This window comes from Streptomyces sp. WMMC940 (genome assembly GCF_027460265.1).
In the GTDB taxonomy this organism is placed as follows: Bacteria; Actinomycetota; Actinomycetes; order Streptomycetales; family Streptomycetaceae; genus Streptomyces.
This window is the reverse complement of sequence record NZ_JAPZBC010000001.1, coordinates 3,705,007-3,716,873: the sequence shown is the minus strand read 5'-3', so window position 1 is coordinate 3,716,873 and position 11,867 is coordinate 3,705,007. Positions and strand designations below refer to the sequence as shown.

At 71.2% G+C, this 11,867-nt stretch carries 13 protein-coding genes; 6 read left to right on the top strand and 7 right to left on the bottom strand.

The window, feature by feature from the left end; all coding sequences use genetic code 11:
* Positions 1 to 247 precede the first annotated feature (247 nt).
* Complete coding sequence (locus O7595_RS16305) at positions 248 to 1,930, top strand: sensor histidine kinase (RefSeq protein ID WP_269732514.1); 1,683 nt, start codon at positions 248 to 250, stop codon at positions 1,928 to 1,930.
* 39 nt (positions 1,931 to 1,969) lie between these two features.
* Positions 1,970 to 2,629, top strand: a complete 660-nt coding sequence (locus O7595_RS16300; RefSeq protein WP_269729409.1) for a response regulator — start codon at positions 1,970 to 1,972, stop codon at positions 2,627 to 2,629.
* A gap of 125 nt (positions 2,630 to 2,754) precedes the next feature.
* Here the strand turns inward: O7595_RS16300 and O7595_RS16295 are convergent, their stop codons facing one another.
* Entirely contained in the window at positions 2,755 to 3,369 is a 615-nt protein-coding gene (locus O7595_RS16295) for an FMN-dependent NADH-azoreductase (RefSeq protein WP_269732513.1), read from the bottom strand.
* A gap of 132 nt (positions 3,370 to 3,501) precedes the next feature.
* Between O7595_RS16295 and O7595_RS16290 the strand changes: the two genes are divergently transcribed.
* The 4 genes from O7595_RS16290 to O7595_RS16275 all read left to right on the top strand — a co-directional run bounded on the left by O7595_RS16290 (position 3,502) and on the right by O7595_RS16275 (position 6,923).
* Positions 3,502 to 3,855, top strand: a complete 354-nt coding sequence (locus O7595_RS16290) for a winged helix-turn-helix transcriptional regulator (RefSeq protein ID WP_269729408.1) — start codon at positions 3,502 to 3,504, stop codon at positions 3,853 to 3,855.
* Positions 3,856 to 4,072: 217 nt separating this feature from the next.
* Complete coding sequence (locus O7595_RS16285) at positions 4,073 to 5,512, top strand: DUF2252 domain-containing protein (RefSeq protein WP_269729407.1); 1,440 nt, start codon at positions 4,073 to 4,075, stop codon at positions 5,510 to 5,512.
* 58 nt (positions 5,513 to 5,570) lie between these two features.
* Complete coding sequence (locus O7595_RS16280) at positions 5,571 to 6,494, top strand: J domain-containing protein (RefSeq protein WP_269729406.1); 924 nt, start codon at positions 5,571 to 5,573, stop codon at positions 6,492 to 6,494.
* A gap of 84 nt (positions 6,495 to 6,578) precedes the next feature.
* Complete coding sequence (locus O7595_RS16275; protein WP_269729405.1) at positions 6,579 to 6,923, top strand: rhodanese-like domain-containing protein; 345 nt, start codon at positions 6,579 to 6,581, stop codon at positions 6,921 to 6,923.
* Positions 6,924 to 7,027: 104 nt separating this feature from the next.
* Here O7595_RS16275 and O7595_RS16270 read toward each other — a convergent pair whose 3' ends face one another.
* The 6 genes from O7595_RS16270 to paaA all read right to left on the bottom strand — a co-directional run bounded on the left by O7595_RS16270 (position 7,028) and on the right by paaA (position 11,830).
* On the bottom strand, positions 7,028 to 8,185 hold the full coding sequence (locus O7595_RS16270; RefSeq protein ID WP_269729404.1) for an acyl-CoA dehydrogenase family protein: 1,158 nt from the start codon (positions 8,183 to 8,185) through the stop codon (positions 7,028 to 7,030).
* 78 nt (positions 8,186 to 8,263) lie between these two features.
* Positions 8,264 to 9,316 carry a 2Fe-2S iron-sulfur cluster-binding protein gene (locus O7595_RS16265; RefSeq protein WP_269729403.1) on the bottom strand — a complete coding sequence of 351 codons (1,053 nt, stop codon included), beginning with the start codon at positions 9,314 to 9,316 and terminating at the stop codon, positions 8,264 to 8,266.
* Positions 9,317 to 9,817, bottom strand: a complete 501-nt coding sequence (gene paaD / locus O7595_RS16260) for a 1,2-phenylacetyl-CoA epoxidase subunit PaaD (protein WP_269729402.1) — start codon at positions 9,815 to 9,817, stop codon at positions 9,317 to 9,319. It lies immediately after the preceding gene.
* Positions 9,811 to 10,512, bottom strand: coding sequence for a 1,2-phenylacetyl-CoA epoxidase subunit PaaC (paaC, locus tag O7595_RS16255; protein WP_269729401.1), 702 nt, complete (start codon positions 10,510 to 10,512; stop codon positions 9,811 to 9,813). The genes paaD and paaC overlap by 7 nt, the downstream gene beginning before the upstream one ends.
* Positions 10,509 to 10,799 carry a 1,2-phenylacetyl-CoA epoxidase subunit PaaB gene (gene paaB, locus O7595_RS16250; RefSeq protein ID WP_266380441.1) on the bottom strand — a complete coding sequence of 97 codons (291 nt, stop codon included), beginning with the start codon at positions 10,797 to 10,799 and terminating at the stop codon, positions 10,509 to 10,511. Before paaB ends, paaC begins: the two co-directional genes overlap by 4 nt.
* The gene (paaA, locus tag O7595_RS16245) at positions 10,796 to 11,830 is read right to left on the bottom strand and encodes a 1,2-phenylacetyl-CoA epoxidase subunit PaaA (RefSeq protein WP_269729400.1); all 1,035 of its coding nucleotides are present in this window, start codon (positions 11,828 to 11,830) and stop codon (positions 10,796 to 10,798) included. The genes paaB and paaA overlap by 4 nt, the downstream gene beginning before the upstream one ends.
* Between the last annotated feature and the right edge of the window lie 37 nt (positions 11,831 to 11,867).

Here is an 11,867-nt window from a genome sequence, read left to right as displayed (position 1 = left end):
CGACGGAACGGGTTCTCACCAGAGACGAAAGTCCTGCTGGGGCCCGTTTCTGGCTGAGTTCCCCCGGAGCCGGCCCTCATTGGACTCCGACCGTCCGGTAGATCCTTTTCATATGCGCTTTGTCTCCCCGGTTCGAGCGGGCCTCGCAACCTTCGTCGGACGGGCGTGCGACGAAAGTGGGCAGTGACGGGGCGAGACGGTTGCCTAGGGTGCGGTCGTGGACGCGTCATCGAAGATATGGGCCGGGGTGCGGGCGGGCGGCAGATGGCTGGCGCCGCCGGAGCTGTGGTCCCGGCGCAGACTCGCGGGTGAGGCGACCGTCGCGCTGCTGCTCGCCCTTCTGGCGGTGGGTCTGGGACAGGTGCTGGGGGCGTCCGTCGCGGCCGTGCTGGCCGAGGCCGTCGCGATCGCGGGCCTGTCGCTGATGCGGCGGAGACTGCCGGCGACCGTGCTGGCGGTGACCGCCGCGCTGACGCCGGTGGGCAACGGGTTCCTTCCGCTGATGATGGCCGCGGGGTGGTCGGCCGGGCGCCGGATCACCGGGGCGGGCCGGGCCGTGGCGGCGTTCGCCGGCGCCTATGCACTCTGTGTCACCGTCTCGCTGATCGACACCTGGTCGCCCTCGACCGCGTTGACGCTGGTGCTGCTCACCACCCTCTACTTCCTCGCGGTCGCGGTCGTCCCCGGCCTGGCCAGCCGGTACTGGACACAGCGGCGGACCCTTCTGCACACCCTGCAGGAGCGCAACAACCAGCTGTTGCGCGAGCGCGCCATGGTCGCCGGCCAGGCGCGGCTGAGGGAGCGGCAGCGCATCGCTCAGGACATGCACGACAGCCTCGGTCACCGGCTTGCGCTCATCTCCGTGCACACGGGGGCCCTCGAGGTCGACCGCGAACTCACGCCGCGGCAGCGCGAGGTGGTCGGGGTGCTGCGGGAGGCCTCGGTGACCGCCATGCACGAGTTGCGCGAGGTCGTCGGGATCCTCAGGGACGGGGTGGAGGCGCCCGCGCCCGCGTCCGTGGACGAGTCGGGCCGGGCCGCCCGCGGCACGGCAGGCGTCGCGGCGCTCGTCGACGCGGCCAGGGCCGCGGGGAACGCGGTGGAGCTGAAGTACTCGGGGGAGGCCAGGCCGCTGGCGGCGGCCGCCGACCACGCGGCGTACCGCATCGTCCAGGAGGCCCTCACCAACGCCTACAAGCACGCGCCCGGTGCGCCGATCACGGTGGACCTGCGCTACGAACCGGACTCGTTCGTCGTCGAGATCGTCAACGGAACGGCCTCGAACACGATCGGCCACGTCGTCAGCGGCGGGCAGGGACTGACGGGACTGCACGAGCGCGCCCGGCTGGTGGGCGGAATGGTCCACGCGGGTCCGGTCCCCGACGGCGGTTTCCGAGTGGCCGGGGTCCTTCCGTACGGCATCGGGGAGGCGTCGCCGTTCGTCGACTCGACGGACGACCTTCGGCGGCAGCCGGCGAAGACCCCTTACGGGGACGGTGTTCCCGTCATGGACAGGACCGTTTCGGAGAGTGAGTGGACGATGGGCGGCAGGGACGGGCACAGCAGGTCCAGCGGGGTGGCCATGGGGTGCGGTATCGCGCTGGGTGTCGTGATGCTGCTGGGGGTCGCCGTGCTCGTGGGGGTGTTCTTCCTGGTCGGCTCCCTCGAGAAGGGCATGATCGAGCCCTCCGAATACCAGGCGATCAAGGTCGGAACGGCCGAGAAGACGGTACGGGACCAGTTGCCGAGCGGGGACACGATCGCCACCGAGGGACTGGACGGCAAGGGGCCGACGGAGCCGGAGGGTTCGCGGTGCCTGGTGCTGATGTCCTCCGAGATCGGGGAGAGTCTGGACGCGGAGCCGGTGTTCCGGTTCTGCTTCAAGGACGGCAAGCTGGTCGAGAAGAAGTCGTACGAGGTCAAGCACTAGGCGTAGGCGCCCAGGTGCTGGGGGAGCAGAGGGGGGTCCGTGACCGGTTCGCCGATCCGGGTCGTGATCGCCGACGACGAGCCGCTGATCCGGGCCGGGATCCGGATGATCCTCACCTCCGATCAGGAGATCGAGGTCGTCGCCGAGGGGGCCAACGGTCGTGAGGCCGTCGAGCTGGCGCGGTCGCACCGGGCGGACGTGGTGCTGCTGGACATCCAGATGCCGGTGATGGACGGGCTCACCGCGCTGCCCGAACTGCGCCGCGCTGTTCCCACGGCACGCGTCATCGTGCTCACGACCTTCGGTGAGCGCGGCAACGTACTACGGGCGCTGGAGCACGGCGGTGCGGGATTCCTGCTCAAGGACACCGCTCCGGCAGAGCTGATTCGCGCGGTGCGGGCGGCGGCGGCCGGCGACGCCTATCTCTCGCCGGCCGCTACGCGCCATGTCGTGGAGCAGTTGGCCTCGGGGCGGGCGGCGACGCGTGACGAGGAGGCCAGGGCCAGGGTCGCGGCGCTGAGCGCCCGTGAGCGCGAGGTGCTCGCGCTGCTCGGGGAAGGCCTGTCCAACGCGGACGCCGGGCGCCGGCTGCACATGAGCGAGGCGACGGTGAAGACCTATGTGAGCCGGATCCTGGCCAAGCTCGACTGCGAGAACCGGGTGCAGGCCGCACTGCTGGCGCGGGACGCCGGGCTGTAGGGCCGGGCATCGGCCGCTGAGCCCGTCTCTGCGGGCGTATTCCTCCGCCACGGCCCTCCCGAGGGCCGCGGCGGAGGTTTCACGTGGAACATCGGTGAGAGCTGCTCGTGCTCCCGGAACTCCCCTTACGCGGCGAGTCGTGCCGCCAGGTCCTTGGCCTTCCGGGCGGCATCCACGAACGCCCTGGAACGGGACGCCTCGGCGAGCGGAACGAGCTCGGCCATCTCGGGCTTGCTGGGCGCCAGGGTGAGTTCGGGAACGATGAAGTCCACCGTGGCCCCGAACATCCCGGCGAACACCTTCTCCAGGTAGTTCTGGACGAACTCGAAGTCCTCCCGGGGCGTACCGGGGGCGTACGAACCGCCCCGGCTGGCGACCACGGTGAAGGGAGTGCCGGACAGCGGCCCGTCCGGAGTGCCCGCGTTGTGTCCCACGATGATCACCTGGTCGAGCCATGCCTTGAGCGTGGACGGAATCGTGAAGTTGTACATCGGTGCGCCGATCAACACGGCGTCGGCATCGGCGAGTTCGTTGGCGAGTTCGGCGCGGAGCGCGTCGTCCGCGCCGGCGGACACCGCGGCGAAGTCCAGATGGGGCAGGGGGTTCGCGGCCAGGTCGCGATAGACGACCTTGCCCTCCGGGTGCTCCTCCAGCCAGGTCTTCACAAACGTGGCGGTGACATCGCGCGAGGCGGACCCCTGCGGGAAGAGGGCGGAATCGATGTGCAGCAGTGTGGCCATGGGGTTCTCCGTGAAGGGATCGAGGGTCGACGGCAGGGTGGAAAGCATCCGCTGCCGTTCCATTCGTAACTACAAATAACACAGGTGCTTACTTTTTTTCACCTCCGCACGGCGAGGCAGTACGCTGGAGGCATGGCGGAACACGGAGAGCACGCGTGCCAGCAGGTCGACGGGGGGATCACGCGTGTCTTCGGGCTGTTCGGAAAACGCTGGACCGGCCTGATCGTGTCGGTGCTGATGCAGCGGCCGGTCTACTTCGCCGAGCTTCGACGGGCCATCCCGGGGATCAGCGAGCGCATGCTGTCCGACCGGCTGACGGAACTCTCGGCGGCCGGGCTGGTAGTGCGCGAGGTCGACGAGGGTCCGCCGCTGCGTGTCGCCTACCGGCTCACCGACGCCGGCGCGGCGCTTGAGCCCGCGCTCAAGGAACTCGGCCGCTGGGCGGAGTCGCACCTTCCGGGCGGCGCGGAGGGCGGAGCCTGCTGAGGGCGTCGTCCATGACGTCCCGCGAGCCCGGACGGTCGTTCCGGGGCCTCCGCCACCGGTGACGTCCCGGCACCCCGACTTCGGATACGGGTGGCGCTCCGGAGTCGGTGGAACGGGCGACGGCCGCGGTTTTCCACAGGGGGAGACGGCGGCCTGGTCGGACGGTACGGTCGTGGGCACTTGATGTTGCACCACAGCGGGGGGAGGCGGTCACGCCATGAGTGGGACCGAAACGGTGGCGTACCGGCGGACGGCGCCGGCCGAGGCGCGCATACCGGAGGTCACCGGTTTCGCCCGCCGTGTGCCGGGCGGTGTGCCGGACTCCCCCAAGCGGGACGGCAAGGCGCTGCGCCTGGAGGTGCCGCGTCGTTCCCACGCCACGATGGTGATTTCCATGGGGCGGCCCGACGCGGTGCGGGCCGTGGAGGAGTCCAGCCGGGGCAGGGTCCCCGGGCTCACGCCGATCCGCGTGGGAAGGATGGCGGCCGCCCCCTTCGCCTTCCTGCGCGGCTCCGCCGGGCTGATGGCCCATGACCTGGCGGGCACGCCGGTCACGGGTGTCGCGGCGCAGATCTGCGGCGACGCGCACGCGGGCAACTTCGGTCTGTACGGCGATGCGCGCGGCAGTCTCGTGATCGACCTCAACGACTTCGACGAGACCGCAGTCGGCCCCTGGGAGTGGGACCTCAAGCGGCTGGCCACCTCGCTCGTGCTCGCCGGCCGTGAGGCCGGCGCCGACGAGGACGTCTGCCGCAAGGCCGCGTTCGACGTGGCCGGGTCGTACCGGCGCACGATGCGGCTGCTGGCGAAGCTCTCGGTGCTGGACGCGTGGAACGCCATCGCGGACGAGGAGCTCGTCTCGCATGCCGACGCACGCGACCTGGTGGGCACGCTGGAGCGGGTCTCGGAGAAGGCCAAGAACAACACGAGCGCACGCTTCGCCGCCAAGTCGACCGAGGCGTCGGAGGACGGCGGCCGGCGCTTCGTGGACGCCAGGCCGGTGCTGCGCCGGGTCTCCGACGCGGAGGCCGCGGCCGTCGCCACGTCACTCGCCGGGTATCTGGAGACCGTCTCGGAGGACCGGCTGCCGCTGCTCGCGCGTTACGCGATCCACGATGTGGCCTTCCGGGTCGTCGGTACCGGCAGCGTGGGAACGCGGTCGTATGTGGTGCTGCTGCTGGACCACCGGGGTGAGCCGCTCGTGCTGCAGGTGAAGGAGGCACGGCCCTCCGTGCTGGTGCCGCATCTGGCCGCCGCCGGCTTCGAGGTCCCCGCGGTCCCGCACGAGGGGCGCCGTGTGGTGATGGGCCAGAAGCGGATGCAGGTGGTCAGCGACAACCTGCTGGGCTGGACGACGGTGGAGGGCCGCCCCTTCCAGGTGCGGCAGTTCCGCAACCGCAAGGGCAGCGTGGATCCCGCCGCCCTCGCGGCGGACCACGTGGACGACTACGCCCGTATGACGGGTGCGCTGCTGGCCAGGGCCCACGCGCACAGCGTCGATCCGCGGTTGGTCGCCGGCTACTGCGGCAAGAGCGAGGAGCTGGACGAGGCCGTGGCCGGCTTCGCGGTGGTCTACGCGGACCGGACCGAGGCCGATCACGCCGATCTGGTCGCCGCGGTCCGCAGCGGACGGATAGCCGCCGAACTGGGTGTGTGACGGGCGCACAATCCGTCCGCCCGCCGGAGCGGCCGGTGCTCTGCCATACGCTGGGCGGGTGACCCAGGACGCTCCCGGGGGCCCGGCCACCCGGAACGAGGACGAGCAGGACGACCACCGCGTGGACGATCAGAACGTGAAGGACGCTCGGGCGGCGCAGGAGCCGCCCGGTGTCGACGGTGTGCGCGAGGACGCCGCGGAGGAGCCCGAGCGCCCCGAGGCACGGCTGGAGAAGGCCGTACGCGCCGCGGAGCAGGCCCTGATCGAGTTCGAGATCGCGGTCGAGACCTTCCGGGTCGAGGTGGAGAACTTCTCCCGGCTGCACCACCAGAAGCTCGGGCCGATGTACTCGCGTCTGGACGAACTGGACGCGCTGATCGCCGAGGCGCGGGCGGCTCGCAGCGGAGACCCGGAGGATCTGCGCAAGGCCCGGGAGGCCCGGGCGATCGTGATGCCGATGCCCGGCGTCGAGGAGCTCTTCCACAGCTGGATCGACTCCGAGGGGCTGTCAGCCGAGGCCGCGGCCATGCTCACCGACCGGCCCGTGCAGCCTCCCAAGCGGGTGCGGCCCACGGACGAGGCCCGCAGGCTCTACCGCGAGCTCGCACGCAAGGCCCACCCCGATCTCGCCCAGGAGGACAAGGAGCGGGCGCGCCGGGATGAGTTCATCACCCGGGTCAACGCCGCGTACGGGCGCGGTGACGAGGCGCTGCTGCGGGAGCTGACCCGGGAGTGGGAGGCGGGGCCCGCGCCCGAGGAGGCACGGCTCGGCGAGGCCGAGGAGCTCTACGCCCGCCTCGAGTGGCTCGCGCGACGCAAGGAACTGCTGACCGCGGTCGCCCAGGAACTGGAGGAGAGCGCGATCGGCGCGATGCTGCGGATGGCGCCGGACGACCCCGACCGGCTGCTCGAGGAGATCGCGGAGCAGCTGCTGGCCCAGGTCGCGGAGCGAGAGGCCGAGCTTGCCGGGCTGGTGCAGTAGGTTTTCCGAGAGGTTGCCCACCCGCCCGCGCCGGGACGTACGGCGGGCGGGAGACAGTACGAGTCGAGGAGAGAAGGCCCGACCATGAACTTCGCCCAGCTGCCCTCGGTGGACGCAGCTTCCGTGCCTGCCGGCGGTCTGGTGCTCGACGTCCGGGAGGACGACGAGTGGGCGGCCGGCCATGTCGAGGGCGCGGTGCACATTCCGATCAGCGACTTCGTGGCCCGCTTCGGTGAGGTCACCGAGGCCGTGGCGGGCGGCCGGCGGGCCTATGTGATGTGCCGGGTGGGCGGCCGCTCCGCCCAGGTCACCCAGTACCTGGTGCAGCAGGGCATCGACGCGGTGAACATCGACGGCGGGATGCAGGCCTGGGACGCCGCCGGCCGTCCGATGGTCACGGACAGCGGCGACCCGGCCTTCGTGCTCTAGACGGCGGTCCCGAAGGCGGACTGCCGGGCCCGCCCCCGCGACGAGGCCGTCGTCCCGCGACCCGGTCCGGCCACGCCCGCATCCCCGGGTGGGACATCCCGCAGTCAGCCGAGCGGGTGCGCCGCGAGCATGTCCCCCAGGGCCTCCTCGTGAGCCGCGGCCGGCCCGAGGGACAGCTCCAGCTGCTTGGCCCAGGCGTGGTACCGGTGCAGCGCGTAGTCGGTGTCGGCGCCGAATCCACCGTGCAGGTGCTGTGCGGTCTGGACGACTCGACGGACCCCCTCGGACGCCCAGATCTTCGCCACAGCCACATCACCGGCCACGGGCAGGGGGCCGCCCCGGGTTGCGCTCCGGCCAGCGGGTGCGCCGAGCCGCCAGGCCGCCTGCATGAGCGTCGCCTCCATCGCCCGCAGGTCGATGTACCGGTCGGCAGCCTGCACGGCCACGGCCTGGAAGGTGGCGATGGGGAAACCGAACTGCTCGCGCTTCCCCGTGTAATCGCTGGTCATGGACAGCACACGTTCCCCGAGGCCGAGGGCCAGCGCACAGGTGCCGGTGGTCAGCAGGTCGCGCAGCCACTCCCAGGCGCCCTCGGCGGCGATCACATCGCCGCCGTCGATCCGCACGCCGTCGAGCCGCACCTCGGCGAACAGTTCTCCGCTGGTGGAGACCTGCCCGGCGAGTGACACTCCTTCCCGGATCCGGGGGACCAGGGCGATCACGGCTCGGCAGTCCTCGGCGTGCGCGGGCACGGCGATGACGTCCGCGCACTGGGCCCATGGCACGGCGGTCTGTACCCCGTCGATGAGCCAGGAGTCCCCGCCGGGAGCGCGGCGCGCGGTGACGGCGAGCTCGGCGGGGTCGTGACCGGTGCGCCCACTGGCGCCGGCCGTCAGTACGAGCTCGCCGCGGCCGACCCGTGGAAGCAGCCGCGACGCGCACTCGGAGCCCCCGAACCGCCCGACGGCGGCCGAGACCGCGCCGGTCTCCAGCAACGGCACCCGAGCCAGCACTCTCGCCGATTCACGCAGGACCAGGCAGAGCGCGAGGGGATCCAGGCCGGCACCGCCGTGCTCGGGACCGAGGAGCAGGCTCAGCAGATCCGCTGCGGCCAGCCTGGCCCACAGCGCGCGGTCGATGTCCTCCGCCACGGCACCCGCGGTGAGGGCGGGACTCGGTACCGTGTCGGGAGCGACGTCCGCGAAGACCGCCCTGGCCGCTTCGGCTGCCGCTTGCTGCTCCTCGTTGAAGGTGAAGTCCACAGCCCAGTCCCTCCCGTGCACCGGCTATCTGACGGTCCGTCAAGATAGGGCAGGTTCCCGGGGAAGGGAATGGCGTCGTCAGCGGTCGAAATCCAGTTCCACGTCCGAGGTCACCGGATGGGACTGGCAGGCCAGCACATAGCCGGCTTCCGTCTCCTCCGGCTCGAGGGCGAAGTTCCGGTCCATCCTGACCTCGCCCGACACCACGAAGGCCCGGCATGTCCCGCATACTCCGCCCTTGCAGGCGTACGGAGCGTCGGAGCGGGCGCGCAACACCGTTTCCAGCAGCGACTCGCCCTCCTCCACGGGCCAGGAACCGGAGCGTCCGTCCAACGTGGCCGTCAGCCTGCTGTGCACGGGCGCCGCGACCGGGGCGGGGGTGGGCACGTCGTCCACATGGAAGATCTCTTCGTGGATGCGGCTCCGCTGGACGCCCAGCTCGCGCAGCGCCTGCTCGGCGCCCTGGACCAGGCCGTAGGGCCCGCACAGGAACCAGCCGTCCACCTCCGGCACATCGAGCAGAGCGGGCAGCAGACCCGTCAGCCGCTCCCGGTCGAGCCGGCCCGAGGGCAGCCCTGCCTGCTGCTCCTCCCGGGACAGCGCCGTCACCAGCTGAAAGCGGTCCGGATAGCGGTCCTTGAGATCGGCCACCTCGTCCAGGAACATCGTGGAGGCCGCCGTACGGTCGCCGCGGACCAGACAGAACCTGGCTTCCGGCTCCCTTGCCAGCAACGTTGCCGCCATCGAGAGGACCGGGGTGATTCCGCTGCCGCCGACGATCGCCGCGAAGTGGCCGGCGCGCGGCTCCAGGACGAACCGGCCCGTCGGCTGCATGACCTCGAGCGTGTCGCCGGCCGAGAGCTCCTTGAGGGCGTAGGAGGAGAAGTCGCCGCCGTCGACCAGCCTGATGCCCACGCGCAGCACGGCCTCCTCCCCGGCAGCGGCGGCCGGGGAGCAGATCGAGTACGTACGGCGGATCTCCTCGCCGTTCGCTCCCGTGCGGCGGACGGCGATGTGCTGGCCCGGTGTGTGGCGGAAGGCCTCACGGAGCTCGGCGGGCACCGTGAGGGTGACGGCCACGGAATCGTCCGTGAGCCGCTCGACCTCGCTGACTCGGAGCGGATGGAACATCTACAGCTCCTTGAAGTGGTCGAACGGTTCGCGGCAGCCGACACAGCGGCGCAGCGCCTTGCACGCGGTGGAGGAGAAGCGGCTCAGCAGCTCCGTGTCCGTGGAACCGCAGTGCGGACAGCGCACCGTGAGCGTGAGCGGAACGGGACCGTCCACGGCGGTCGGCCGCGGCGGGGCTATCCCGAACTCCGCCAGCTTGCGCCTGCCGTCCGCGCTGATGTCGTCCGTGGACCAGGCGGGGGAGAGCACCTTGACGACCGACACCTCGGCCACGCCGTGCTCGTGCAGCACCCGCTCGATGTCGGAGGTCATCGCCTCGATGGCGGGGCAGCCGGTGTAGGTGGGGGTCAGCTCGACCTCGACCCTGCCCGGGCCGAGGATCTGCACTCCGCGCAGGACACCGAGTTCCTCCAAGGTCAGCACCGGCAGCTCGGGGTCGGGCACGGAGCCGGCCAGCCGGCGCAGCTCCGCCTCGAGAGCGGTGTCGGTCCCGGTCACCATGACGCCCCCGGGTGGCTCCGGTGCAGATGCTGCATCTCGGCCAGCATCCGTCCGAACGGTTCCGTGTGCAGCCCCTGGCGCCCCGCGCCGGCCGCCCAGGCACCGGTGTCCGCGGTGTCGGGCACGGTCAGGGTGGCCCGCTTGAGCACGGTCGTGACCGACTCCAGCCAGGCCGACCGCAGCGCCTCCCGGTCCACGTCCAGGCCCTCGACGGGCTGGAACATCTCGCCGGTGAACCGCCACAGGGCATCGCAGGCACGCTGCATCCGCTCATGGCTCTCGGCGGTGCCGTCGCCCAGGCGCAGCGTCCACTGCTCCGCGTGGTCCTGGTGGTAGGCGACCTCCTTGACGGCCTTGGCGGCGAGCCCGGAGAACTCGCTGTCCCCCGCCGCCAGCTGCCCGTACAGCAGCCGCTGGTAGGTGGAGAAGTAGAGCTGGCGGGCGATGGTGTGTGCGAAGTCGCCGTTCGGCTGCTCCACCAGCTGGAGGTTTCGGAAGGCTCGCTCCTCGCGCAGATAGGCCAGCTCGTCCTCGTCGCCGACGAGCGAGAGCAGCGTCCGGGCCTGCCCCAGCAGGTCCAGCGCGATATTGGCCAGGGCGACCTCTTCCTCGAGGACCGGGGCGTGACCGGCCCACTCCCCCAGCCGGTGTGAGAGCACCAGCGCGTCGTCGCCCAGGGCGAGTGCGGCGGTCACAGGTGCTTCACCCCCTCCGGGATCTCGTAGAAGGTCGGGTGGCGGTAGGGCTTGTCGGCGGAGGGCTCGAAGAAGGGGTCCTTCTCGTCGGGCGAGGAGGCGGTGATCGCCGTGGAAGGAACCACCCAGATCGACACGCCCTCGTTGCGCCGGGTGTAGAGGTCGCGGGCGTTGCGCAGGGCCATCTCGGCGTCGGGCGCGTGCAGGCTGCCGGCGTGGGTGTGGGACAGGCCGCGGCGCGAGCGCACGAAGACCTCCCACAGCGGCCAGTCCGTCGAGCTGCTCATGCCGTCGCCTCCACCTGTGCCTCGTCGGACTCCGTGCCCGACCCGTCCGACGCTGCTGACTCGTGCGGCGCCCCGGAGCGGCCGAAGGCGCGCTTGGCGGCATGCGCCGCGGCTGCCTCGCGCACCCAGGCGCCGTCCTCGTGGGCCTTGCGGCGCTGTGAGATCCGCTGCTCGTTGCACGGTCCGTTGCCCTTGAGGACCTGCCAGAACTCGTCCCAGTCGATCGCGCCGAAGTCGTGGTGACCGCGCTCCTCGTTCCAGCGCAGGTCCGGGTCCGGCAGGGTCAGGCCCAGGGCCTCCGCCTGTGGGACGCAGATGTCCACGAACCGCTGGCGCAGCTCGTCGTTGGAATGTCGCTTGATCTTCCAGGCCATGGACTGTGCGGAGTGTGCCGACGCGTCGTCCGGGGGGCCGAACATCATCAGGGACGGCCACCACCAGCGGTCCACCGCGTCCTGGGCCATCTCGTGCTGTGCGGGCGTGCCCTGGGAGAGGGCCAGGAGGAGTTCGTACCCCTGGCGCTGGTGGAAGGACTCCTCCTTGCAGATCCGGACCATCGCGCGGGCGTACGGACCGTAGGAGCAGCGGCAGAGCGGAACCTGGTTGGTGATGGCGGCGCCATCGACCAGCCAGCCGATCGCGCCGACGTCGGCCCAGGTCAGCGTCGGGTAGTTGAAGATCGAGGAGTACTTCTGGCGGCCCGAGTGGAGCTTGCCGAGCAGCTCGTCCCGGCTCGCACCCAGCGTCTCCGTGGCGCTGTACAGGTACAGGCCGTGGCCGGCCTCGTCCTGGACCTTGGCCATGAGAATGGCCTTGCGGCGCAACGAGGGCGCGCGTGTGATCCAGTTCGCCTCGGGCTGCATGCCGATGATCTCCGAGTGCGCGTGCTGTGCCATCTGGCGGACCAGCGAGGCGCGGTAGTCGTCGGGCATCCAGTCGCGGGGTTCGATGCGCTCGTCGGCGGCCACGGCAGCGTCGAACCGCGCCTGGTGCGTCGAAGCCGCAGCCGTCCCTGCTGTCACTGCCGTCATCGGACCCCCTACCGACCGATCGTTCGGTTGAATGACT

What these genes read in the sequence shown, in the direction of transcription:
- O7595_RS16295 (WP_269732513.1), bottom strand. Translation starts at nt 3,369, where the DNA reads ATGGCCACACTGCTGCACATCGATTCCGCCCTCTTCCCGCAGGGGTCC.
- O7595_RS16290 (WP_269729408.1), top strand. Translation starts at nt 3,502, where the DNA reads ATGGCGGAACACGGAGAGCACGCGTGCCAGCAGGTCGACGGGGGGATC.
- O7595_RS16285 (WP_269729407.1), top strand. Translation starts at nt 4,073, where the DNA reads ATGAGTGGGACCGAAACGGTGGCGTACCGGCGGACGGCGCCGGCCGAG.
- O7595_RS16275 (WP_269729405.1), top strand. Translation starts at nt 6,579, where the DNA reads ATGAACTTCGCCCAGCTGCCCTCGGTGGACGCAGCTTCCGTGCCTGCC.
- O7595_RS16265 (WP_269729403.1), bottom strand. Translation starts at nt 9,316, where the DNA reads ATGTTCCATCCGCTCCGAGTCAGCGAGGTCGAGCGGCTCACGGACGAT.
- paaD (WP_269729402.1), bottom strand. Translation starts at nt 9,817, where the DNA reads ATGGTGACCGGGACCGACACCGCTCTCGAGGCGGAGCTGCGCCGGCTG.
- paaB (WP_266380441.1), bottom strand. Translation starts at nt 10,799, where the DNA reads ATGAGCAGCTCGACGGACTGGCCGCTGTGGGAGGTCTTCGTGCGCTCG.
- paaA (WP_269729400.1), bottom strand. Translation starts at nt 11,830, where the DNA reads ATGACGGCAGTGACAGCAGGGACGGCTGCGGCTTCGACGCACCAGGCG.